General features: G+C 59.9%; 21 protein-coding genes and 1 pseudogene. 13 read left to right on the top strand and 9 right to left on the bottom strand.

The window, feature by feature from the left end; all coding sequences use genetic code 11:
* Positions 1-4 precede the first annotated feature (4 nt).
* A complete protein-coding gene (locus tag E2F50_RS19820; protein WP_133317921.1) occupies positions 5-1,663 on the top strand; it encodes an FAD-dependent oxidoreductase in 1,659 nt (552 codons plus the stop codon).
* 52 nt (positions 1,664-1,715) lie between these two features.
* On the opposite strand, the pseudogene E2F50_RS23450 reads toward E2F50_RS19820, so the two are convergent.
* From E2F50_RS23450 to E2F50_RS19800, 4 genes and pseudogenes are all read right to left on the bottom strand, one after another.
* A pseudogene (locus E2F50_RS23450) lies at positions 1,716-1,905 on the bottom strand (UBP-type zinc finger domain-containing protein); the annotation flags it as partial.
* 123 nt (positions 1,906-2,028) lie between these two features.
* Positions 2,029-2,298 (bottom strand): hypothetical protein, encoded by a 270-nt coding sequence (locus E2F50_RS19810; RefSeq protein WP_133317920.1) that lies wholly within the window; start codon positions 2,296-2,298, stop codon positions 2,029-2,031.
* A gap of 170 nt (positions 2,299-2,468) precedes the next feature.
* Positions 2,469-3,017, bottom strand: a complete 549-nt coding sequence (locus tag E2F50_RS19805) for an OsmC family protein (RefSeq protein WP_133317919.1) — start codon at positions 3,015-3,017, stop codon at positions 2,469-2,471.
* 158 nt (positions 3,018-3,175) lie between these two features.
* Positions 3,176-3,424 carry a hypothetical protein gene (locus E2F50_RS19800; protein ID WP_133317918.1) on the bottom strand — a complete coding sequence of 83 codons (249 nt, stop codon included), beginning with the start codon at positions 3,422-3,424 and terminating at the stop codon, positions 3,176-3,178.
* Between the two features lie 211 nt (positions 3,425-3,635).
* Here E2F50_RS19800 and E2F50_RS19795 point away from each other — a divergent pair, with 211 nt between their 5' ends.
* The 3 genes from E2F50_RS19795 (at position 3,636) to E2F50_RS19785 (ending at position 7,148) form a co-directional block, all read left to right on the top strand.
* Positions 3,636-4,496: an alpha/beta fold hydrolase gene (locus E2F50_RS19795; protein ID WP_133317917.1), complete on the top strand. Its 861-nt coding sequence runs from the start codon at positions 3,636-3,638 to the stop codon at positions 4,494-4,496.
* 141 nt (positions 4,497-4,637) lie between these two features.
* A complete protein-coding gene (locus E2F50_RS19790) occupies positions 4,638-5,240 on the top strand; it encodes an NAD(P)H-dependent oxidoreductase (protein WP_133317916.1) in 603 nt (200 codons plus the stop codon).
* A 12-nt stretch (positions 5,241-5,252) separates the two neighbouring features.
* The gene (locus E2F50_RS19785; RefSeq protein ID WP_245515509.1) at positions 5,253-7,148 is read left to right on the top strand and encodes a cation:proton antiporter domain-containing protein; all 1,896 of its coding nucleotides are present in this window, start codon (positions 5,253-5,255) and stop codon (positions 7,146-7,148) included.
* A 191-nt stretch (positions 7,149-7,339) separates the two neighbouring features.
* On the opposite strand, the gene E2F50_RS19780 is transcribed toward E2F50_RS19785, so the two are convergent.
* The gene (locus E2F50_RS19780; RefSeq protein ID WP_133317914.1) at positions 7,340-7,567 is read right to left on the bottom strand and encodes a hypothetical protein; all 228 of its coding nucleotides are present in this window, start codon (positions 7,565-7,567) and stop codon (positions 7,340-7,342) included.
* A gap of 843 nt (positions 7,568-8,410) precedes the next feature.
* On the opposite strand from E2F50_RS19780, the gene E2F50_RS19775 reads away from it, so the two are divergent.
* The 3 genes from E2F50_RS19775 (at position 8,411) to E2F50_RS19765 (ending at position 10,327) form a co-directional block, all read left to right on the top strand.
* Positions 8,411-8,962 carry a helix-turn-helix domain-containing protein gene (locus E2F50_RS19775; RefSeq protein ID WP_133317913.1) on the top strand — a complete coding sequence of 184 codons (552 nt, stop codon included), beginning with the start codon at positions 8,411-8,413 and terminating at the stop codon, positions 8,960-8,962.
* Between the two features lie 174 nt (positions 8,963-9,136).
* On the top strand, positions 9,137-9,604 hold the full coding sequence (locus E2F50_RS19770) for a DUF992 domain-containing protein (RefSeq protein ID WP_133317912.1): 468 nt from the start codon (positions 9,137-9,139) through the stop codon (positions 9,602-9,604).
* Between the two features lie 171 nt (positions 9,605-9,775).
* Positions 9,776-10,327 carry an ester cyclase gene (locus tag E2F50_RS19765; RefSeq protein ID WP_245515507.1) on the top strand — a complete coding sequence of 184 codons (552 nt, stop codon included), beginning with the start codon at positions 9,776-9,778 and terminating at the stop codon, positions 10,325-10,327.
* A gap of 33 nt (positions 10,328-10,360) precedes the next feature.
* On the opposite strand, the gene E2F50_RS19760 is transcribed toward E2F50_RS19765, so the two are convergent.
* Positions 10,361-10,723: a response regulator gene (locus tag E2F50_RS19760; protein ID WP_133317911.1), complete on the bottom strand. Its 363-nt coding sequence runs from the start codon at positions 10,721-10,723 to the stop codon at positions 10,361-10,363.
* Between the two features lie 137 nt (positions 10,724-10,860).
* Positions 10,861-11,520, bottom strand: coding sequence for a response regulator transcription factor (locus E2F50_RS19755; RefSeq protein WP_133318092.1), 660 nt, complete (start codon positions 11,518-11,520; stop codon positions 10,861-10,863).
* A 206-nt stretch (positions 11,521-11,726) separates the two neighbouring features.
* Here E2F50_RS19755 and E2F50_RS19750 point away from each other — a divergent pair, with 206 nt between their 5' ends.
* Complete coding sequence (locus E2F50_RS19750) at positions 11,727-14,273, top strand: MFS transporter (RefSeq protein WP_245515506.1); 2,547 nt, start codon at positions 11,727-11,729, stop codon at positions 14,271-14,273.
* A gap of 153 nt (positions 14,274-14,426) precedes the next feature.
* A complete protein-coding gene (locus E2F50_RS19745; RefSeq protein ID WP_133317910.1) occupies positions 14,427-14,939 on the top strand; it encodes a GlcG/HbpS family heme-binding protein in 513 nt (170 codons plus the stop codon).
* A gap of 101 nt (positions 14,940-15,040) precedes the next feature.
* Here E2F50_RS19745 and E2F50_RS19740 read toward each other — a convergent pair whose 3' ends face one another.
* Both E2F50_RS19740 and E2F50_RS19735 read right to left on the bottom strand, forming a co-directional pair.
* On the bottom strand, positions 15,041-15,283 hold the full coding sequence (locus E2F50_RS19740) for a DUF2188 domain-containing protein (protein ID WP_133317909.1): 243 nt from the start codon (positions 15,281-15,283) through the stop codon (positions 15,041-15,043).
* A gap of 338 nt (positions 15,284-15,621) precedes the next feature.
* On the bottom strand, positions 15,622-15,813 hold the full coding sequence (locus tag E2F50_RS19735; protein WP_133317908.1) for a hypothetical protein: 192 nt from the start codon (positions 15,811-15,813) through the stop codon (positions 15,622-15,624).
* A gap of 323 nt (positions 15,814-16,136) precedes the next feature.
* Between E2F50_RS19735 and E2F50_RS19730 the strand changes: the two genes are divergently transcribed.
* From E2F50_RS19730 to E2F50_RS19715, 4 genes are all read left to right on the top strand, one after another.
* Positions 16,137-17,213 (top strand): efflux RND transporter periplasmic adaptor subunit, encoded by a 1,077-nt coding sequence (locus E2F50_RS19730; RefSeq protein WP_133317907.1) that lies wholly within the window; start codon positions 16,137-16,139, stop codon positions 17,211-17,213.
* Complete coding sequence (locus tag E2F50_RS19725; protein WP_133317906.1) at positions 17,210-20,377, top strand: efflux RND transporter permease subunit; 3,168 nt, start codon at positions 17,210-17,212, stop codon at positions 20,375-20,377. Before E2F50_RS19730 ends, E2F50_RS19725 begins: the two co-directional genes overlap by 4 nt.
* 464 nt (positions 20,378-20,841) lie before the next feature.
* Positions 20,842-22,206 carry a cytochrome c gene (locus tag E2F50_RS19720; RefSeq protein WP_245515505.1) on the top strand — a complete coding sequence of 455 codons (1,365 nt, stop codon included), beginning with the start codon at positions 20,842-20,844 and terminating at the stop codon, positions 22,204-22,206.
* 52 nt (positions 22,207-22,258) lie between these two features.
* Positions 22,259-22,828, top strand: a complete 570-nt coding sequence (locus E2F50_RS19715) for a hypothetical protein (RefSeq protein WP_210234591.1) — start codon at positions 22,259-22,261, stop codon at positions 22,826-22,828.
* The last annotated feature ends 40 nt before the right edge of the window (positions 22,829-22,868 follow it).

Here is a 22,868-nt window from a genome sequence, read left to right as displayed (position 1 = left end):
AAGCATGGCCGTAATGCTCAACGATCCGACGGACCCGTGGCTGCGAGAAGCGCAGACCTACCCGGTCCTGCCTGAGGAAATGATCGACCGCGTCCGCGCCTACGGCGAGATGCAGGTCAGTCGCCAAGACAGCGTCGCCTTTACGCGCGGAGACCGCGCACTTGACCTTTTCCTGATACTGGACGGCGAAATGGAAGTACATGCCGACCATCCGATCAATGGAAGGCAGTACCTCTACAGCTATCGTGGTGGCCAGTTCAGCGGTGAGCACAACATGTTCAACGACCGCAACACGCTCCTGTCCGGCAGGCTGATGGCCGGAACGAAATACGTCCGGGTCCCCCACGACAGGTTTCGAGCGCTGATAACGGGCGAGCCGGATATCGGCGAAATGATCATGCGAGCGTACATCCTGCGTCGGGCCGGGCTCGTCCGCCACCTCAAGGGTGGCGGCGTGCTCGTCGGGCACCGGGACCACACCGAATTGCTGCGGATACAGCGCTTCCTCACACGCAATCTCTGTCCGGTGGAAGTGCTGGACGTCGTTGCAGATGCGGGGGCGGCGCAAGCGATGCAGGAGTTTTCAATCCCCCCTTCTGCGTTGCCTGCCTTGATCAAGCCGGACCGGACTGTGCTGTCAAAGCCGTCCGACGAGACGCTTGCAGAAGAACTGGGGCTTTTCGAACCCCCGGAACCGGGTGCTGTCTATGACGTCGCGGTCCTCGGGGCCGGACCTTCGGGGCTGGCCTCGGCGGTCTATGCGGCTTCCGAAGGCCTTAGGACGATCGTCGTGGAGACGCTCGCGCCGGGCGGACAGGCAGGGACATCGTCGAAAATCGAAAACTATCTGGGCTTCCCGACCGGGATTTCGGGCGAAGCTCTCGCGGGCCGCGCCCATATCCAGGCGCAGAAGTTCGGCGCGCGTATCTGCGTCTCTCGAAGCACCGTGTCACTCGACTGCTCCAAGAAGCCGTTCGAGATAGGTCTGTCCGACGGCGACACCGTGCGGGCAAAGGCGGTGGTCGTCGCGACAGGCGCACGATACAGGAAACTGGACATTCCGAACTACGGCCGTTTCGAGGGGCAGGGCATCCACTATGCCGCGACGGCGATGGAAGGAAACCTGTGTGCAGCCCAAGAAGTCGTAATCGTCGGCGGGGGCAACTCGGCGGGGCAGGCTGCCGTATACCTGTCGCGCACGGCACGGCACGTCAACATGGTCATGCGTAGCGGCATATCGTCGACCATGTCGGACTACCTCGTCCAGAGGATCAAGAACTCGCGACACATCACCCTGCACGAATCTTCCGATATAACTGCGCTGCGTGGCGAAAACGTTCTTGAGGGCGTGAGCTGGACCAACAGAAAAACCGGACAGACTCACGAGCGTCCGGCGACGAATCTCTTCGTCATGATCGGCGCGTCACCCAACACGGACTGGCTAGAAGGCTGCGTCGATCTCGACCGCAGCGGTTTTGTGGAGACCGGGTTTTCAGACGAGGGAGAACTGTCCGCGCCTTCCACGCCCTACCGCACAAGCAAACCAGGCGTTTTCGCGGTCGGAGACGTCCGTTCCGGTTCGATCAAACGGGTTGCGTCCGCTGTAGGGGAAGGGTCCGTGGTCGTCGCGGCGATACACCACTACCTGGCCACCGCCTGGTAGCGTCTGTCAGGTCTACCCCGCGGCGAGAGCCGTCGGGTGGGCTCCATAGGGGCGGGGGACGATCTCGCAGCTCGACCAACTCCTTGTCGATATTGCACTACCGAATCCCTCCGGCGGGTCGTAACCCTCGATCACCGGGTGGCCGGTCTGGTGGAATTGCGCTGTCGCGCGTCTGTGCTGAGATTGGTCGCAGCAGCCGACAGGTCCGCATTCGCGGCAGACGCGAGTTGGACCCACACCATACCTTCAGCAATGCACTCTTCCCATCCGAGTGTCCTCGGGCTTACGCGTTGACGAATTGGCGGTCCGTACACATCGCGTGTCCTTTCCCGTCGGCACCCGACGATCTGGATGTCCCGCCCTTATTACGGATAAAGCATCGGAAATGATTTCAGGTAAGCGGAAAGCGCGGTGGAGATCATATAGAAGGTCACGCCGAAAATCGCCATGAGAGCCAGGATTGGCCCGACATCCGCAAGCGACGGCTTATCGTTGCCCGAAGGGGCTTCGTCTGTTTGGACGCGGATAACATTGTCGTTCACAGCAAGCATAGCCCTTGCGACCCCTCGGGGCTTCATTCTCCTCAGCGGAACCTGTCTAAAGATGCACGAAGTTTCTGAAAGCTTGAGAGCCATGGCGTTACCTGTCGGTTCGAGTTGATCGTCCCTCTCCGCTACAGGTAACTCCAGGCCTTTGGGATCTATAGTACGATCGGCCCCTTGGGCTTTGAACGGCGTAGACAACTTCGCAGGCGAAGGAATGCTACAACTGTCGGCGAACCGTAGGCGGGCCATCGCTTGTCGAACTATGAAAGCGAAAATTCGAGGGGGATAGGATTTCGCATCGAGTTGGCGACCGGGGAGAAGTAGTTCGCCTGCCTGACGATTTCTTCCAACTCGCCGCGAGTGGCGTCACCTTCGACATCCACCTTCACCCGGATCGCCTGGAAACCCATCTGCGATGGCTCACGAGGCGCGCCGCCTGCGCCCCATGCGGCGGTGTTGCCGACGTCGCCCTCGATATGGAGCTCGAGACGAGACAACCGAACATTCTTGAATGTGGCAACCGCGGTAATCCCGACTGCGATACATCCGCCCAGGCCCGAAAGCACTATTTCGCCGGGTGCCGGCGCGGTGTCCTGGCCGAACAAGTGCAATGGCTCGTCGACAACTACCGGATCATGATCGCCGACGTAGCTCAGCGTGCGATACTGGCCCTCGCAGAGCGTGTGAACCACGTTCGTACCTCGACGTTCGGGGTTCTCGCGGCCGCGCTGGGCAAAGGCGATCAGTCCGTCACGATCAATCGGACGGAGATATGCCTTGATGGTAGTCTGCTCTTCATTCTGCGACATGATCGTCTCCTTGCTTCCGTTGATAATGGCGTCGCTCGGGCGGCGCGATCTATTGCGGCCATCGACCAAGTGAACCCTCTTCCTGGGCAAAACGTGAACGGTCACGCCGACTGCCATTGGAGTGGCGTGACCGATATCCGGCGCAGGGACCTCCGCGCCTATCGGTCGCTGCTGATCCGAATGCGGCTTGTGATGACCAACGACCTGTCGGGCTGGATCATGTAGGTCTCGGTGTAGCGCTGTCCGCCGGAGTAGAAGGTCTCGTCGAAACTGCTCCCGACCGGAGCCTTCTGCAGGCGATGGGTGGCCCGGCCACCATAGGTGACGCTACCGGGGATCGGTTCCAGCGCGAATGCGGACGAGACGAAGAGGGCCGATACGCCAAAGGCGGCAAGTACGAGTTTCATTGTTTTATCCTCAAGCTGACCAGGGATCATTCCCTGCATGAGGCGAATATGAGCGGGAGCTTGTCCCACTTATTGTAGTATAGCGCCCTCGGTACCTCGGAGCGGATCGCACGATCGGACAATCTCCAAAAGGCCTTTTCACCGATCCTATCGGCACAGCTTCGACGATGGCCGCATCCGCGTCACATCCGAGCCTGTGGAGGTAGTGGAGATGGCAAGTGTGCTTCCGAATATTGGCGACGTTTCATATCTCGAGATCGACGGCGTAAACGTTCGCTTGGCCACCGGCGGGCGGGCGGGCGGTATTCCGGCGGTGCTTTCTAGCCCGTGGCCGCAAAGCATCTACGCGTTCAGGGGTATCTTGTCGGAGATCAGCAGTTCGGCGCCTTACGTAGCCATCGACCTGCCGGGTTTTGGGATGTCGCAGGGCCGCCCGGATCTGATGTCGCCTACCGGAATGGCGCGCTTCATTGTTCGAGCCGCGTGGAAGCTGGGAATCAAACGGATGCACGGCATCGGTCCCGACGTCGGCGCGCTCGCGATGCTTTCAGCAGCCGCGGACTGCCCCGATCTATTCGAGAGTCTTGTCGTGGGCAGCGGGGCTACGAGCGTCGAGTTAGCCGCAGGCGGACTTACCGATCTGATCTCGTCGCAGCCAGGGGCCTTCGCCGAGGCGGAGGGTGGTGATCTCGCCGTCGGTTTCGTCACTCAGTCCGCCGCCAATCCCACTCCTCCGGCCGTCATGGAGGACTATTGGCTATCGTCGTCTGCCTCGCGCTTCGATCAGGCCGCAAATTACGTCCGGTCATATCCCGAAGAGCTGCCGATCCTCAAGGAGCAGCTGCACAGGATCGAGACGCCGGTACTGGTTCTAGCCGGCAGTAACGATCCCCTGGTCCCGCCCGCCAACGGGCAGTTCCTTGTCGACCGTATCAAGCGGAGCCGCCAGGTCCTTCTCGATGGAGGGCACTTGATATGGGAGGACGCCGCCGCGCAGTACGGAGAGACCGTCAAGGATTGGATAGACGGCGCCTACATGCAGTTCGATCAGAGGGCACGCGACTCCAAATAGAATTGATCTGTAGACCCTCAGCTAGGCTCGGGAGCATGATCCTGCAATAAACCGCTTCTGGCCTGGATATAAAGTCGGCATCATGAGTGACGAGTAACGACTTCGAGCCGCCCAGCTCTATGTGACGGGGAAAAGACCGCAATGCGAATTCTAGTTCTGTTCGCGCATCCGGCGCAGCGGAAGTCCAGCGTAAATACGGCGATGGCGGCGAGAGCGAGAGCGGTGGAAGGCGTAACTTTCGTCGATCTCTACGCGGAATATCCCCGTTTCTCCATCGACGTGGACCGAGAACAACGCCGGCTTATCGAACACGACGTGATTGTCTTCCAATTCCCCGTTTTCTGGTACTCGACTCCGGCCCTTCTCAAACAGTGGCAGGATCTGGTTCTCGAATACGGCTTTGCATACGGCCCTCAGGGAAAAAAACTGGCGGGAAAACACATGCTGGCATGCATCACGACTGGTGGAAGCAGGGCGGACTACGCGGCAGACGGTGGCAACCGCCGCGTTGTCGAGCATTTCCTCTACCCGCTCGAACAAACGGCCATTCTTTGCGGGATGGAGTACCTTCCGCCTTTTGTCCTCTACTCCGCCAATCATCTCGATGACGATAGCGCGCAGCATCATGTCCAATCGTACCCTCGTCTTCTAACCGCCCTCCGCGAGGAAAGGCTCGACCTGGCGAGTGTCCGTCTCATGCCGACTTTCGGCAGCTTCGATCTAACTCACCTAGTGAGGGACTGACCATTGGAAGGCTTGGCATTCTACGCATTGTGCTATCTCGCGGCGGCGGTTCTCGCCGTTATCGTATCACAGCGGATCGGGCTTGGTTCGGTCGTCGGCTATATCGCCGCAGGTGTCCTGATCGGCCCTGTATTCCAGATTTCCGTGGCCGGATCTGGATACCTCGAACAGTTCTCGGAATTCGGCATCATCATGATGCTGTTCCTGATCGGACTGGAAATCGACCCCCAGATGGTCTGGCGGCTGAGGGACAAACTACTCGGCCTTGGGGGGCTTCAGGTGGCGGTGACGATCGCCGTCGTGACCGCAGCCGGAGTAGGCTTAGGCTTTAGCTGGCAGCAGGGCATCCTTTTTGGATTCATCGCAGCATTGTCCTCGACGGCAATCGTCCTCCAGACCCTCGAAGAGAAGGGTCTTCTGAGATCCGATGGAGGACAGGCGAGCTTCGCCGTGCTTCTTTTCCAGGACTTGGCGGTCATCCCTATGCTAGCGTGCATTCCGCTGATTGCCGGGAGTGGACACGGAACTTCATCGGGGCACGGCGGAGCCACGTTGCTGGCAGACCTCCCCGGATGGGCATCTGCGATCCTGACTCTAGCGGCCGTGGGTGTGGTCGTGGCTGCGGCACACTTCCTATCGCGACCGGTCTTCAGGACCATCGCGCTCCTCGGCCTTCGCGAAGTGTTTACCGCAGCGGCGCTTCTGGTCGTGGTCGGGATCACCGTACTGATGTCCGCAGTGGGTCTGTCACCCGCGCTCGGTGCATTCTTGGGGGGAGTCGTCCTTGCGAACAGCGAGTTCAAACACGAGCTCCAGAACGATATCGAGCCCTTCAAGGGCCTCCTGCTCGGGCTGTTTTTCATGACGATAGGCGCGAAGATCGATCCCGAGATCCTGCTGGCCAACTGGTTGACGGTAGCAGCTGCCACGTTTGGCCTCATAGCGATCAAGGCGATCGTCCTTCTGCCGCTGGCCTGGTTTTTCCGCGTCCGCGGTCCTGCCGGGTGGCTCTTCACCCTCGGACTCGCGCAGGCAGGGGAATTCGGTTTCGTCCTTCTTTCAATCAGCGGCGATCGGGGACTGCTCTCGCCACAGATGGTGTCGATATCGGTCCTCGTGATCACCTTCAGCATGGTCCTCACCCCTCTTCTTTTCGCGTCTTCTGAAAAGATCGTGGTCGTACTAGGAAGGCGCGAACGGCATCATGAAAATAGCGATCAACCTGATCAGGGCACTATTATCCTCGCTGGGGTAGGGCGGTTTGGACAGATCGTAAACCGGATGCTTCTCGCGAACGGGTACAAGCCGGTGGTCCTAGACTACAGGGCGGACGTGGTGGAGAACGTCCGAAAGTTCGGCGTGAAGTCGTTCTTTGGCGATGCCGGGCGTCCGGACCTGCTGGAATCAGCTGGGCTCGCCCATGCTGCCTTGCTCATCGTCGCCATTGACGACCCCGATAGGGCGACGGAAATTGTGGCGCATGCCCGCCGGAGCAATCCCGGCATCCAGATCATTGTCCGTGCATACGATCGGTTGCATCACTACAAGCTGGTGGATGCGGGAGCGGATCATGTCGTCCGCGAGTTGTTTGATGGCTCGGTGCAAGTGGGGGGTATGGCCCTGCAGTCCCTGGGAATGCATCCGTACGAGGTCGAGAAGCGGAAGGCTGTATTCGTCGAGCAGGACACAGCGGGCTTGGCGCGGATGGCCACCTTAGTGAATGCCGACATGCCAGCGGCGAGCAATCCGGATTTCATCGCGGGCTTCAGCGACATCGGGAAAGTAATCGAGAACGCGATGATGGGGTACCGTTCCGGATATGATGAGATGGTGGCGCGAGGATGGAACGCGCCCGACGCCGGGTCCATTCACGTCCAGGGTAGTGTCGGGCCCAATCGATTCTCGTGAATATCCCATGCCGCCAATTCAGAAATCCTGACGCGTGAATGGGGCACGCGCTGCGGCGCTTGCTCCCGACGCCAGACACTAGCAGGGGTCGATCTTAAACCTCCACTGTCTCCCCGCCCGCGGATTCTGAGAGTGCGAGAACTGGCACTCTCCAGATTTCAGGAGAATCTTGCCAATCGACGAATGATGCATCATTGAAGGCCGAGGTCTAAACCCAGCATCGTGCTAAGGCCGAACGCGATAAGCCCTACGCCTAATACTGCTAACACGAAAGCCGCGGCCATCTTGCCGCCCGTGCGCAGTAATGCTCGCCTGTCCGCCTTTTTGCCCTGATCGTAATGCCACTTGATGGCGAGAAACATGGCCGCGCCTAGAGCTGCGACCTTAAACGTTACAAAAAGGATAAGGACCCAATCCATGGCAAAACTCTCATGTCTATCTGCTACGGGCTTTGTGACCTCATCTAAGGCAAACGCATAATTTTTATTGTGCAATCCCGTTATGTGGCAGCGTGCCGATCTCCTCGGCCGCATTGCCTGATCCTGGGATGACCGCAACGGGCCGATATGGGTGATGTCCGAGCTGAGCCAACACCGGATATTGTACAGGTCTAAATCGACCACGGCGGAAATCATCTAGGCAACAAGAGCCGCTTTGGTCAGAAGCTTTGCAAGCGATCGATCATTAAGGCAAGCCTGACGGTAAGAGCGGACCAGGACCTCATTGGAGATGAAACATGTTCACCCACGGAGCGATCGGGAGCCACGGTTGGAGCGGGTGCGCGGATTCTGTGATGCTATTTCCTCGCATTGAACAGCGCGCGTGGAGAGATGGATGCTAGAGGCAGGCGGATCAATACCCACGTGCGCGGCCGGTTATTGATTGCGAACCGACCGACGGCAGTCTGCTAAGTTAGCGAACGGCGCTACAATCGGTATCGTCGCGGCAAACCAGGATCATCTTCTCGTTTGGCATAGGACGGGTGTCGCGGTTGTCTGCTCCTAGAACCGACGATTCTTTTGCACATCCTGGCGATGGGTTCAGGGGCCGTGTTGTCGCCCTGCCTTACTGTTTGAGGCCTATCATAGAGAGCTGCCGACCTACCCGGAGCCAGACTATCAACGGATGTTAGATCCAGATCACGCTTTGGCCTACCACCTATAACCAGAAGGTATGATCTCAACACACCGTGGTCCGAACAGATTTCGGGCCGCCGTGAAGGCAACATCTGCTCATCGAAATTCAAATCACGGAGAGCACCGATGAACGCCTACGCCCCCACCAAGGACCACAAGATCATCGCAGCGGCACCGCTTGCAATCATCTCGGATATCGATTTGTCTGCTGCCGTTCCCGCGGCCACCCGTGCTCCGGTCGTGCTTCCGGACCTGTCGTCGGAGGTCGTACAGCGTGACCTTCTGCTGCCGTGGCAGCGCCGCAAGATCATGCAATTCATCGAAGAGCACCTGACGGAGACGATCAAGGTCGAGGAGCTTGCCACCTTGACCAAGCTCAGCAAGACCTACTTCTCGAGGGTCTTCAAGTCGGCGTACAAGGAGAGCCCGTACAACTACGTCCTTCGCCGCCGCATGGAGCTGGCAAAGGAGCTTATCGTCGAAACCGACGCAGCGCTCAGCGAGATCGCTCTAGATTGCGGGATGGCCGACCAGGCCCACCTTTGCAAGACCTTCCGCAAGGTGTTCGGAACCACGCCGAACTACTGGCGCCGTTCTTCGCAAGCAGTCAATCGCGCGTCGGAAGCGCGTCACTCCCCTCCCTCTCGCCAGGAAACCAACTCCGCGCGGTACAATTGACCGAGCTCGCCGGGTTGGAATCTAACAAGCTGATCTGGCCCTGAACGGGCATCATCGATCATCCGCGGACGGTTTCGCTTGATCCGGAGGCCACCCTTCGAGGCCGGAGTTTCCGCGGAACAGGCCGCAGATCACAATATCTAAGAAATTCCGCCGAACAAAAAGGAAACCTAAATGCACTTCCCGTTTCTCGTCGCTTCGCTTACTGCCTTATCGCTTCAAACCGCCTTTGCGGCCTCCGAACATTTCGTTGCCGGTAGGTTGGAATGCGATCTCTCACGTTCGGAGGGAGCGCTTCTCGGTTCGAAACAGGACGTCGATTGCGTTTTCCTTCCTTCCGAGCAGGGCGATCCGGTGCGCTACACAGTGCTTATCGACAATTTCGGGCTCGACATCGGCGAATTAAAAAGGGCAAGAATGGTCTGGGCCGTCACCGCAGTCAGCAACCAGCAAAGCTTCGACCTGGAAGGCACCTATCGCGGTGTGGAAGCAGCAGCAGCAGTCGGGGTCGGCGGCGGGGCTGCGATTCTTACTGGCGGAACCCACGCGACGTTTTCCCTGCAGCCGCTCGCCGTCAACGGACGGGAAGGGCTCGACGTTTCCTTCGGGATCACGCAGTTGCACCTGAAGCCCGCCATCTAAAAGGCGTGATCTTCCTCGGTCACGATTATGCGCAAGGCCGATGCGAGAGTTCCGTCGGCCTTATTCCTATTCGCGAACGTCACCGGAACTGCTTTTTACAAGAAACGAAGAACGCGAAAGCCCATTGAGTCGAGCATAGTTCGGTAACCAGACTGGTCAGGATATCCTCGCATGCGCAACGCCCTTCTTTCCGTCAGCCTTTTCCTCATGAGCGTCCCGTCTGCCGGTGCGGCCCAAGTGGATGACAACACCGCGATTCAGATCGCGCAGCCGCGCGAGACTATCTTTGAAAGGGGTGCCGACCGGAAGCTTTTTGCGGAAAGCGCGACGGCCGCCGACAACTTCTACGGCTTCTGGAACAACGGGAGCCAGTCGCTCCTCGACGCGGCGATATCAAAAGAGTTTGTCGATCATACTCTTCCGGCGGGACGGCCTCAGGGACCGACTGGCCCAGCGATCGCTTCGAGGGCCTTTCTCGCCGCCGTGCCCGACCTCCGTGCGGAAGTCGTACAGCGTCTTTTCGTCGGGGATCGCGTGGTTTCGCACCTACGGTTCACAGGCCATTTCACGGGCGAATTCATGAGCAGGAAAGGAAACGGCGAACCCATCGACTTCATCGCGACGGACATCCTCAGGGTCCGTGACGCGCGTATCACCGACAACTGGCATCTGGAGGACAATCTGACCTTCCTTCAGCAGATCGGCGTCATTCTCAAGCAGTGAGCGCGGGATCTCGACGCCGCGTTACTCGCGAGCTCAGACTTTTTCGATACACCTGATCAGGTCGTCGGCCAGAATCGGCTTCTGGAGAAGCTCCTTCGCCCCGCCCGCGATCGCACGTCTCCTGATGACCTCGTCCTTCAGGGCCGTCATCATTATGATCGGCATTTCCGGCCAACGCTGCCTCACGATATCAAGCAGTTCAAGCCCGGTCATCTCGGGCATGTTGATGTCGGTCAACAGCAGAGCGACCAGGTCGATATGATCGTAGGCGAGAAACGAGTGGCCAGAGCTAAAAGGTAGAGCGTCATAGCCCATCGACTCGAGAAACCCTGTAGTGGCTTCGAGAAGCGCTTCGTCGTCATCGACGATCGCTACGGATTTTTTGTCGCCAGACACCAGATGTTTCCTTTTGCCCGACCTACGGGCTTTGACATCTAGTTAGACGGACCGGCGGCAATTTGTAATAATACGATTGTATGGGTAGGCACGTATTCGCGCCCGACTTCTTCCCCCAGGTCAATCTTGCGACTTTCTCAGGCCAACGCCTTGAGGATTTCGGCCTTGCGAACAAGGTCGGCAAGCGACGTGACGTTCATCTTCCGCATGACGTTGCCGCGATGGATTTTCACCGTCACCTCAGAAATCTCAAGTAGATGGGCGACCTGCTTGTTGAGGAGGCCTTTGACCACGGCTTGCATCACTTCATGTTCGCGCGGGGTGAGGGAAGAAGCTGCCTTGACCGCTTCATTCGCGGCAGTGAGCTCGAGACGCCGTGACCGGTCGCGCTCGATGGCCACCGAGACAGCGTCCAGCATTTCCTGGTCCCTGAAAGGCTTCGTCAAGAAGTCCGTCGCTCCGGCCTTCATCGCGCGCACGCTCATCGGGACGTCGGCATATCCGGTCATAAACACGATCGGGAGCTTGTTGCCCATCCCGTTCAGTTTTGTCTGCAGGTCGAGACCGCTCAGGCCGGGCAATCGAACGTCGAGGATCAGGCAACCAGGGCGGTCGGGCAGAGGCTCCGCAAGCAGTTCCGTCGTGGAGGAGAACCCGAGCGAATCGATGCCGACCGAGCTCAAGACGTCTATCAAGCCGTCGCGCATTCCGTCGTCGTCGTCCACGACAACGACTAGAGGCGTATCAGCTTTGGCAGCAGAGGCGTCATGCGCCCGATTACCTAATGCAGCCGACATCGGCAGGGACCTCACAATAGTCAATTGGAAACGCCGCACGTCATCGACGTTACGATGGAGTCTGCGCACCTCTATCAGGGAACAGTTACTACGCGCGGGCGCAAAGCTCGACCTAGCCATAAGGATAGGTTCTGGCCAACCTCCATTATTGTAAAGTTCGGCAGGTTTGGGAGGGCCGAAATAGAGAACTCCCGGGATCCAAATCAATGAACGTCAGAGCCCAGTCCGATACTCCCCTCGTCGGCGACGAACCGATGCCGAGCGGAATGACGTTCCGGATCCTCATGTCGAGTCTGGTCGGCACCTCTGTCGAATTCTACGATTTCTATATCTACGCGACCGCGGCCAGCCTGGTGTTCGGTCCGCTTTTCTTTCCCGCGTCCGTGTCCTCGATGGAGTTGATAGGAGCCTACGCCAGCTTCGGTATCGCCTTCATAGCCCGGCCACTTGGCGGCGCGGTTTTCGGCCACTTCGGCGACCGGGTCGGGCGCAAGGCAACCCTTGTGGCCTCGTTGCTTCTCATGGGAGCCTCGACGGCGGCTATCGGACTGTTGCCCACCTACGCCGTCGCCGGCTGGCTCGCTCCGGCCCTTCTCTGCCTTCTGAGGTTTGGCCAGGGACTGGCGCTTGGCGGCGAATGGACGGGGGCGGCGCTCCTCGCGCTCGAAAACGCACCCAAGGGATGGCGAGCGCGATACGCGATGTTCGCTCCGCTTGGCGCGCCGATCGGCTTTGCTTTGGCCAACAGCCTCTTCCTCGTTCTGACACTGACCCAGTCGGCGGAGCAGTTCGCCGACTGGGGATGGCGGGTGCCGTTCCTCCTAAGCGCACCTTTGGTTTGGATGGGCATCTGGATCCGCTTCAACCTCGTCGAAACGAGAGACTTCCACGCAGCCATAAGCAAGTCGAAGCCTCCCCGCGTACCGCTACTTGACATCTTCCGCCTGCACATGGACCAGGTGATTTCCGGCGCGTTCGGCGTCGTCGCCTGCTTCTCGCTGTACTACGTCGTCACGGCGTTCGCGCTTGGATACGGCACCTCGGAGCTAGGCTATACCCGATCATCGTTCCTGATGGTGGAGCTGGGCGCGATCCTCTTTATGGCTGCTGGCATCGTGGTGGCGAGTTGGCTATCCGATCGGATCGATCCCGAGCGCATCCTGATTTTCGGATGCGTCGGCACCATTATATCCGGCGTCGTGCTCGCTCCGATGCTGGGAAGCGGATCGCTGGTGGTCATCTTCCTCTATCTCGCTTTCTCGCTCTGGGTGATGGGCTTCGTGAACGGACCGCTCGGCGCGTGGCTGCCCGGCCTGTTCCCGACCCGGGTCCGTTATTCCGGGACGTCGGTCGCGTTCAATATCGGCGGCATAATCGGCGGGGCGCTGACCCCGGTGGTATCCCAGGCTCTTTCCCAATACAGCGGACTTGTCGCGGTCGGCTTCTATCTGGCGCTCACAGGCGGGTTGAGCCTTATCGCCTTCGACGCGAGCGCCAGACGAAAAGCGCTCGGAGCGCTGGCCCAGAGCGAGATACGATACCGTTCGATCTTCGAGCAGAACCACGTTTCGCTTTGCGAGGTCGATCTTTCCCTGCTGTGGAAGCGGCTGGAGGCGGTACGAGCCTATCCTCCGGCAAAGTTGCGCGCGCATCTCAATGCCACGCCGGAATTCGTGGACCAGTGTTCGAAATTCGTGAGGTTCGTGGACGTCAACGACGCGACCGTTCTGCTACTCGGTCGAGAGAGCGAGCGGGATGTACTTGGTTCGATAGACCGCTTCCTTCCACCGCAAAGCGAGCTGGTCCAGGCGATCATACTCGGCATGTGCTCGGGGGACGATCGCGTGGAGATGGAGGCGCGCCTTCTCCGCAGTCCAGGCAACGAGGTCACCGTCATCTTTGTCATCGCCTTCCCGGAGGACAAGGACGCCTTCGATCGTGTCGCGTGCGCGATGATCGACGTGACGCAGCGCGAGCAGGCCCAGGAAGCGCTTATGGCGGCTCAGAGCGAGCTTGCAAGGGTGGGAAGGGTCGCGACGGTTGGTGCGATCTCCGCCTCGATCGCCCATGAGGTGAACCAGCCGATCGGCGCCGTCGTCATGAGCGCCCAGGCCTGTATGCGTTGGCTTCAGGCTAACCCGCCGGATATTAAGGCAGCCTCGACGGCGGCAGAGCGCGCGATCAAGCACAGCATGCGGGCGAGCGAGATCATCCAGCGCACCCGGGAGCAGGTCCGGGGTACAAGGAGAAGGCTCGAAAGCGTCGACCTCGGGAATATTGTGACCGACGTAATCGGTCTGTTGGACCGGGAACTGATGTCCGCATCCGTCAGGGTGACGACCGAGTTCGCTTTGGATGCCCCTAAGGTGCTGGCCGACAGGGTCGAGATGCAGCAGGTGATTGCAAATCTCGTCACCAACGGCTTGCAGGCCATGGGAGGAACTCCTGTGGACCAACGCGACTTAACCATATCGATCTCCGCCGGGGATCGCGATATGGTCAGGCTGCAAGTCCGTGACCGTGGCACAGGGATCTCGCCGGAAAGTCTGGCGAAACTCTTCAGCCCATTCTTCACGACCAAAAACGACGGGATGGGCATGGGGCTCGCGATCTGTAAAACGATTGTCGAAGCCCACGGCGGTTCGCTGACCGCGCGAAACCACGAAGACGGCGGCGCTAGCTTCGAGATCGTCATGCCGCTGTCGGTTGAAGAACCAGAGGAGCTGCCTGAGGCGACGGCTCAAGGCGCATAGTCGCCAGTTCAAAAGCCGTTTGACGAGCACGGCGGTTTTCCTGGCAAGGCTCGTGAGTTGGTGACTCGAAATTACAAGAACGCGTCGGTTGGAAGAACTACGTTGGCGCGCCTTCGAGGCGTTCCGCACCTCGCAATGAAAATGAAGTTTCCGATGAAAACATACGCGGGCAACCTTTCTTCAACCGCGCAGGTCAAGCCGCAGCGCAGTCGTGCCGTTCTCCTCGGTGCGCTCGGTCTGATCGTCGTCTGGGCGGCGCAGGCCCAAGCCCAATCGGCTGTCGATCTCGATGCCGCCACCGCGCGCAAGGTAATCTCCGCAGCGGAGGTGGAAGCGCAGAAGGGGCCGCCTTCTAGTATCTTCGTGGTGGATAATTCGGGTGCGGTCGTCGCCGCCGAACGCATGGACGGAGCATTTCCCGCGAGTGCTAGGATCGCCCAGGGCAAGGCCGAGACGGCTGCTGCCTTCTGGCAGAGTACGGGAAGCCTGGAAAACATGGCGAACGGTGGCCGGGTGGCGCTCTTGTCGTCGGGCTATGTTGTCATGCAGGGTGGAGTTCCGCTCAAGATGGATGGCAGGGTCGTTGGCGCGATCGGCGTAAGCGGTGGCAACAAGGACCAGGACGAAGCGGTCGCCAAGGCCGGAGCGGCAGCATTCGCGAAGTGAATGCGCGAGACCTGACGCGTACCTGGCGACATCTAAGGTGGATTGAATACGGAAATGCCCGCTGAATTGAACGCAACGGACATTTCCCTTAGGCGCGGGGCTCAGCCGTCGTCCACCACCGCCGTCTCCGGCCTGTCTCCGCCCCGCGCGTGTTCGCTTCGCCAGGTGCCGTCCGCGGCTTGGTAGGTGATCTCGGCGTCGCGACCCTCGAGATGCTGGCGCTCCGCCGCGGCCTTGGCCGCCTTGAGTGCCTGTTGGTGTGTCGCGAACGGCTCGGACCAGACGTTGTCGAGGCGGTAGGCGTAACCGCCGTCATGTTGGCCGACGTGATAGGTGATCTTCATGGAGGGTTTCCTCGGAAAGCGCCCTGCGAGAGCGCTACTATGGATTAGAATGTGAGCGCCGCAGATCTGCGTTGCCTCTCGGAGCCCAAAATAACGACGGCCGTGCCGCCGGATTGTCCAATACACTCGCGTCGACCGGAGCAGGGACTTGGGCTCGGCAAGAGTCGACTGCGATGGCTGCCGTATGCCGTTTGCCCACCAATTCGACGATTTAGCCTCCCCGGGCAAGCCCGTATCCGACGTCTTGCGGCTGCGCATTTGCGACCTTCAGCTGAGTGTCTTGTTATCGGCGTCCGCCAACAGACTTCTCCTCATGCGGTCAATCGAGCCGAGCCACATCAACGCTTGGCGACGGGCTTCTCGTAGAGTTCGGGCATGTCGGCGATGTAGACGCGAGGTGTGGGGCTCGCCCTGAACGTCTCGCCGAAAGCGACGAGATATCCGAGCATGCCGACCATCAGGCAAAGGATAAAAAGGATCATGGGCCCGGTGCCATAGTTGACCGGGGCGGGATGATAGCTGTCTCTCATCGATTTTAGCCTTTCTGAACGTTGATGAGCGGAGGCTATGAGGCTCGGTCGGGCCGTTATTGTATGAATTGGCGATGTGGATGCGGGGGTGGTTCAATAGGGTAGGATCGTCCAAAAGCGCGGAACCCCGGTCTTTGCGAAGCCCGTAAGTTACAATCGCCGCACCGGGTCCGCGGGCAGGATGTCTCCCTGGAAATACCTCGAGAGACAAGGCTCCGACCATGAAACCCAACCTACCCGCTAGCTCGCGGAAGCATGTGCAGTCAGCCATCTTCGCGACGTTGGCCACATTCTATTCCGCGACGGCGACCCTGGGTCAGGACATGTCAGCTCCACCGCCAGTCACCGTCGCCAAGCCACTCGTCCGCGACGTCAAGGAGCAAGACGACTTCATCGGCAGGTTCCAGGCCGTGGAGGAGGTCCTCGTCCGCGCGAGGGTCGGAGGATATCTCGATAAGGTTCAGTTCACGGACGGTTCGCTCGTCAAGAGCGGAGACCCCTTGTTCGTGATCGACCAGAGGCCGTTCAAGACCGCACTCGAAGAGGCGACTTCGGCGCTCGAGGTCGCGAAATCGACACTGACCTATGCCGAGGCCCAGTTCCACCGCGCGGAAGCGCTGTCCACAAACGGCAGCCAGTCGATTTCGGTGCTGGACGACCGCCGGCGCGAGTGGATATCGGCGCAGGCCAGTGTCCGCGGCGCTAAGGCGAACGCGGACCGAGCCCAACTGGACCTGGACTACACTCAGATCACCGCTCCGTTGAGCGGGCGGATCGACAGGCACATGATTTCCCCGGGTAACCTTGTCCAGGCCGACCAGACGGAGCTGACTACGATCGTATCGCTGGATCCGATCGATTTCTATTTCGACGTCGACGAGCGCAGGTTGCTATCTTATGCGGCGCTCGCACGGGAGAACGGGCAGTCCCTGCAGGAAGGGGGTGGCGGTCTCGACGTCACCGCAACCATCGCGGACGGCTCTTCGAAGGCCTTCCACGGCAAGCTGAATTTCTCGGAGAACAAGGTGGACAGCCAGTCCGGCACCATGCGCGTCCGCGCCCGGTTCCCGAACCCCGATCTCGTGCTCCAGCCCGGCCTGTTCGGCAGGATCGAGGTCGGCGCGTCAAAATCCTACACCGCGATTTTGGTGCCGGATGAAGCGCTTTCCGCCGACCAGAACCAAAGGGTCGTCTACGTCGTCGGTCCCGATGGAACCGTCACCACGAAGGCCGTCCGCACGGGGCCGAAGCTCTACGGTTACCGGGTAATACGCGAAGGCCTCAAAGGCGACGAGACTATCGTCGTCAACGGCCTGATGCGGGCCCGCCCCGGCCAGAAGGTGACGCCCAAGATGACACAGCTCGCTCCGGAAGCGATTGTTATGGGAGAGGTCCAATGAGATTTTCGCACTTTTTCATTAGGCGACCCATTTTCGCCTCCGTGCTTTCAATCGTCCTGCTGATCGTTGGGGGGATCGCGTACTTCAACCTTCCGGTCGCCCAGTATCCGGACATCGCGCCGCCCACCATCGTAGTGCGGACCTCCTATCCGGGCGCGGATTCGCAGACAATCGCGGATACCGTCGCGACCCCGATCGAGCAGGAGATCAACGGCGTCGAGGACATGCTCTACATGTCGTCCTACTCGAGTGCTGACGGCGTGATGTCGATCACCGTGACCTTCAAGCTCGGAACGGACCTCGACAAGGCGCAGGTCCTCGTCCAGAACCGCGTCGCGATCGCCGAGCCGCGCCTTCCCGAGGACGTCCGTCGCCTCGGCGTGACGACCGTGAAGAGTTCGCCGGATATCATGATGGTCGTCCACCTGCTTTCGCCCGACAGCCGCTATGACCAGCTCTACATCTCGAACTACGGCCACAACCGCATCCGCGACCAGCTCGTCAGGCTCGACGGAGTAGGAGACGTCACCCTGTTTGGCGAACGCGAATACTCCCTTCGTATCTGGCTCGACCCCGAAAAGCTTTCCGCTTACGGGATGACCTCCGGTGACGTGGTGCAGGCATTGCGCGACCAGAACGTCCAGGTCTCCGGCGGCTCGATCGGCAGCCCGCCGGCGGCAGGCACGAACGCGTTCGAATACACGGTGAGGACCGAAGGCCGCTTCAGCGATGCCCGCCAGTTCCGCTATGTCATCGTCAAGTCGACGGACAGCGGCCGCCTCGTTCAGCTCCAGGATGTCGCCCGCATCGAACTCGGCGCGAAGAACTACTCCACGAACAGCTACCTCGACGGCATCCCGGCCGTCGGCGTCGGCATCTTCGCCCGTCCGGGCACGAACGCCCTCGAAGCGGCGGCGGCGGTCAGGAAGATCATGGATACCGAAGCCAGGAATTTCCCGCCGGGCCTCGAGTACAAGATCGTCTACGACCCGACCAAGTTCATCTCGGAATCGATCAACGAGGTCTACAAGACGATCTTCGAAGCCGGGGTGCTCGTTGCCATCGTGGTTCTGGTGTTCCTGCAATCATGGCGCACGGCGCTCATCCCGATCGTGGCGATCCCGGTATCGCTCATCGGCACGCTTGCGTTTCTTCTGGCATTCGGCATCTCGCTCAACATGCTCTCGCTCTTCGGGCTGGTTCTCGCGATCGGCATCGTGGTGGACGACGCCATTGTCGTGGTCGAAAACGTCGAACGAAACCTCAGGAATGGCCTGACGCGACGCGAGGCGGCGCACGTGACGATGGACGAAGTCGGAACCGCGGTCGTGGCTATCTCCCTGGTGCTTATCGCCGTCTTTGTCCCGACGGCATTCATCCCAGGGATTACCGGGCAGTTTTACAGGCAGTTCGCGGTCACGATCTCCGTCGCGACGGCGATCTCCGCCCTGAACTCGCTCACGCTTTCGCCCGCCCTGGCCGCCATCGTGCTGCGCCCCCACGATCATGGCAGACCCACGGGCATCCTCGCCCGGTCCGGTCAGTGGGCAGCCGAGAAGTTCAACGGCGGCTTTGATCGCCTTAGCGGGGGATATTCCTGGATCGTCCGCAGGATGGTTCAGACCAGACTCGCTCTGGCAATTTCCGTCGTGGCTTTTCTCGCGCTGCTTGGCGGCACCTTCTACATGACGCAGATCGTGCCGCGGGGGTTCATCCCCACAATGGACCAGGAATACGCCCTCGTGGTGGTCCAACTCCCGGACGGCGCTTCCTTGAGCCGCACCGACGATGTCGTTAAGCGCGCATCGGCCATCATCAACAAGATGCCAGGCATCGCGCATACAGCCTCGTTCGCAGGCTTCAGCGGGGCGACGTTCACCAACGCGTCGAACCAGGGACTAATCTTCGCCACCTTCGACGCGTTTGACGAGCGCCTCAAGAAGGGACAGTCGTCCGAAAAGCTGATCGGCCAGCTCTACGCCAAGCTCCAGTCGATCGAAGAAGCGTTTATCATCGCCATTCCTCCGGCTCCTGTGCGTGGAGTGGGAAACTCGGGCGGCTTCAAGATGCAGATCAAGGACCTCGACAATTCCGACATGAAACGCATCCTGCCGCTCGCCTACGAAATCATGGGAGCGGCCAACAAGACAACCGGGCTGACTGGCGTGTTCACGACCTTCAGCGCCTCGAGCCCGCAATACTTCCTGGATATCGACCGGGACAAGGCACGGTCGCTAAACGTACCCATCCCGAATGTTTTCGAGGCCCTGTCGATCAATCTCGGAACCGCTTATGTAAACGATTTCAACGCCTACGGCCGCGTATACCAGGTACGGGCGCAGGCGGAGCAGAGCCATCGCATGGACAAAGACGACATCCTTGCCCTCAAGGTGCGATCGGCAACCGGGGCGCTCGTTCCCATGGGCACTCTCGTGGACATCAAGGACACGACCGGTCCGTCGCTCGTGCAACGGTACAACATGTACGTATCGGTCCCGATCCAGGGAAGCGCGGCACCCGGAGTCTCCACGGGGAGCGCCCTGGACGCGATGGAGCAGGTAGCCGCAAAGGTGCTGCCGCCGGGGACGAGCTTCGACTGGACCGAACTGTCCTATCAGGAACGGAATACCGGAAATACGGCCACCTACATCTTCATCCTGTCGGTCGTCTTTGTCTTCCTGGCCTTGTCCGCGCAGTACGAAAGCTGGACCTTGCCGTTGGCGATCATTCTGATCGTGCCCTTGGCGATCCTCGCCGCTCTCATCGGCGTACATTTGCGCGGAATGGACAACAATATCCTCGTCCAGATCGGGCTGATCGTCCTGATCGGTCTTGCCGCTAAGAACGCAATCCTGATCGTGGAGTTTGCGAGGCAGGCTCAGGACGAGGGGGCGTCGGCGGTGGAGGCGGCAATCACCGCGAGCAAGCTTCGGCTGCGCCCGATCCTGATGACCGCGTTCGCATTCATCTTCGGCGTGGTCCCGCTGATGATCGCAGAGGGCCCGGGTGCGGAACTGCGCCAATCGCTGGGCACCGCCGTTTTTTCGGGAATGCTGGGCGTGACGTTCGTCGGCCTGTTCCTCACGCCCGTGTTCTTTGTCCTGCTTCGATCACGTTACAGGCCGCGTCCGGCGGACGAACCCGGAATGAAGATCGCTGCCTGAGCCCTCCCCAAACTCACGCGGAAAAGGAACGCCGATCCTCAAGGTCGGCGTTTCTTTTCCCGGTACTAATACAGCGATGAACCATGCAAAATCATCTTGCGAAAAAGTCGAATCTTGCAAGAAAATGGCGGTGATTAGAGGCGTTATACATACAGGCGAGGCAACACGGTCGACCTCCTCCTCCCACCGACCGCCTCTCCGTGAAGGTGTCCCGTCGCCTTCCGGTCGTAGTCCATCCGCCATGGCTGCGACTTTGCGATCCCTGCTCTTGGCCGCCCCTCCCAGACAGAGCAGGGATCGCCCCCTTTGCGGCACCAGGGCGACGCCACCCGTGCATAGCAAGACTCCAGTGACTTCCGCACATGGGTGCAGGATTGTGCAATCCAGCCGCCGGGAAATCCCATCCTCTTGATAGTCACGCGTGGCGCATACCGGAGTTCGAAGGAACGAGGGGTTCGCTCGGCATGGCAGAATGGAGCGGCGGGCGCACCCAGAGTGCGAGCGGAACGCCGGGTTCGAAAGGAAAAGGCACGACTATGGTACGCTGGCGGAATTACATCATCGGAATCTGCACCATTGCAGTCGTCGGCCTTCTGGGCGCGGTCTGTTTCTTCTTCTGGCCTCATGGACTTCCGGATGTCCAAGCCAGCAAGGCCCAGCCGACAGGAGCCGAACTCGTCGCCCGCGGCGAGTATCTGACGGTCGCGGCGGACTGTGCCGCCTGTCACACCACCAAGGGCGGCAAGCCCTTCGCTGGCGGGCTGGCATTCAAGCTACCGTTCGGAACGATCTACTCTCCCAACATCACGCCCGATAAGACGGTCGGGATCGGAGACTGGAGCGATGCCGAATTCGTCAGGGCCATGCGTTCCGGCGTCGGCAAACATGGCGAGGATCTCTATCCCGCGTTTCCGTATACCTCCTACGCGCTCCTCTCGACCGACGACATCCTCGCCATCAGGGCTTACCTGACCACGCTCGCCCAGGTGTCCGAGCCCGCGCCGGAGAACGCTCTGGCGTTCCCGTTCGACCAGAGGCCGTTGATGCGTGGATGGAAACTTCTCTTTATGCCTTGGGGGCCCTTCGAGCCCGATCCCGGCAAAGACAAGAAGTGGAACGATGGTGCCTACCTCGTAGAGGCCTTGGCCCATTGCGGTGAATGTCACACACCGCGCGGCCTTATGTTCCAGAGGAAGCAGAGCGTCGCACTCTCTGGCGGTAACGTTGACGGCTGGAAGGCCTGGAATATCACTTCCGACAAGGATTACGGACTTGGGAACTGGAGCGACAACCAGATCGCGGAAATGCTTTCTGCTGGGCACGCCAAAGACCACGGCGTAGCCTCGGGTCCCATGCGCGAGGCCATCGATCTCAGCCTCAGCAAGCTGCCCAGATCTGATATCGAAGCCATCGTTGCATATCTCCGAACGGTTCCGGCGGTAGCGGGAGATCCCGATCTCAAGGCGATGTCGCGTCAGAACGAGGAACTGACAGCCGGATCGACACAGGTTTCCGCCGACACTCAACCGGGTAAGCAAATCTACGCCGGAGCCTGCGCGAGCTGTCACGGATGGAACGGCGAAGGACAATTCAATTCAAGAGCCGCGATCCTCGGCGGTCACGCCCTTAGCGATCCGACGGCGAGCAACGTGGTGAGGGTCGTCCTTCAGGGTTCCTCCGACCATGATGCGGCACCGGGAAGGACCATGCCTTCCTTTGCCAAAATATACTCGGACGAGGATGTGGCCGCGCTGGCAAACTACGTCGTCGAACACTTCAGCGGGCGGAAGGGTACGGTCACCGCCGATCAGGTGTCGGAGGCGCGCTGACCGGAGCCAGAGCGGATTACGGGCGCGAACCACATAGCCGGGCACTTCCAAGTTGAAGATCGGCGGCTCGATGAACCTCACAGTAGGGGGCGGTGCTGCAGGCGTACCTTTGCTCGGTATGTTGAGCGGTATCGCTGCTGCGGGTGGCCTCGACAGCAGGAACGGAGCGGCGGCGATCGACCACCCGCTGCTTCAGGAATTCGCTGGTGCAATAGCCTCTGCCGGCGTCGCCACCGAAGCTGCCTCCCTTCTTGCAAACGGAGAGGTTAACAGTGCAGGAAATTTCTCCACCGCTGCTGGAGGAGAACAGGTCGCCGCCGGTTCTGGTCTAGGTGCACTATTGAGCAGGCTCCTTCCGATCAGTGGCATTGTCAGCACCGTCATTGAGAAGTTCCGCACCGATACGATCGGCATCGCCAGGACGGAGCAAATTGGGCTCTACAAGAACACTACCGTCGGACACACTATGACGATCAACGCCGGCGAGGAGTTCATCATCAAGTGTGGGCAATCAAAACTCATGATGGACAAGGACGGCAACGTCACAATCACCGGCACGAAATTCAACTTCGCGGCCTCCGGCCATGTTCAGATCAACGGCGAAGTCATTGACTTGAACTGAGGCTAGATATGCTCGGACGCAACTCGACGCAATTTGCAGC

This window comes from Rhizobium deserti (assembly GCF_004358025.1).
Classification (GTDB): Bacteria; Pseudomonadota; Alphaproteobacteria; order Rhizobiales; family Rhizobiaceae; genus Neorhizobium; species Neorhizobium deserti.
Note: the sequence above shows the minus strand (reverse complement) of the source record. Positions and strands in the feature narration are given on the sequence as shown.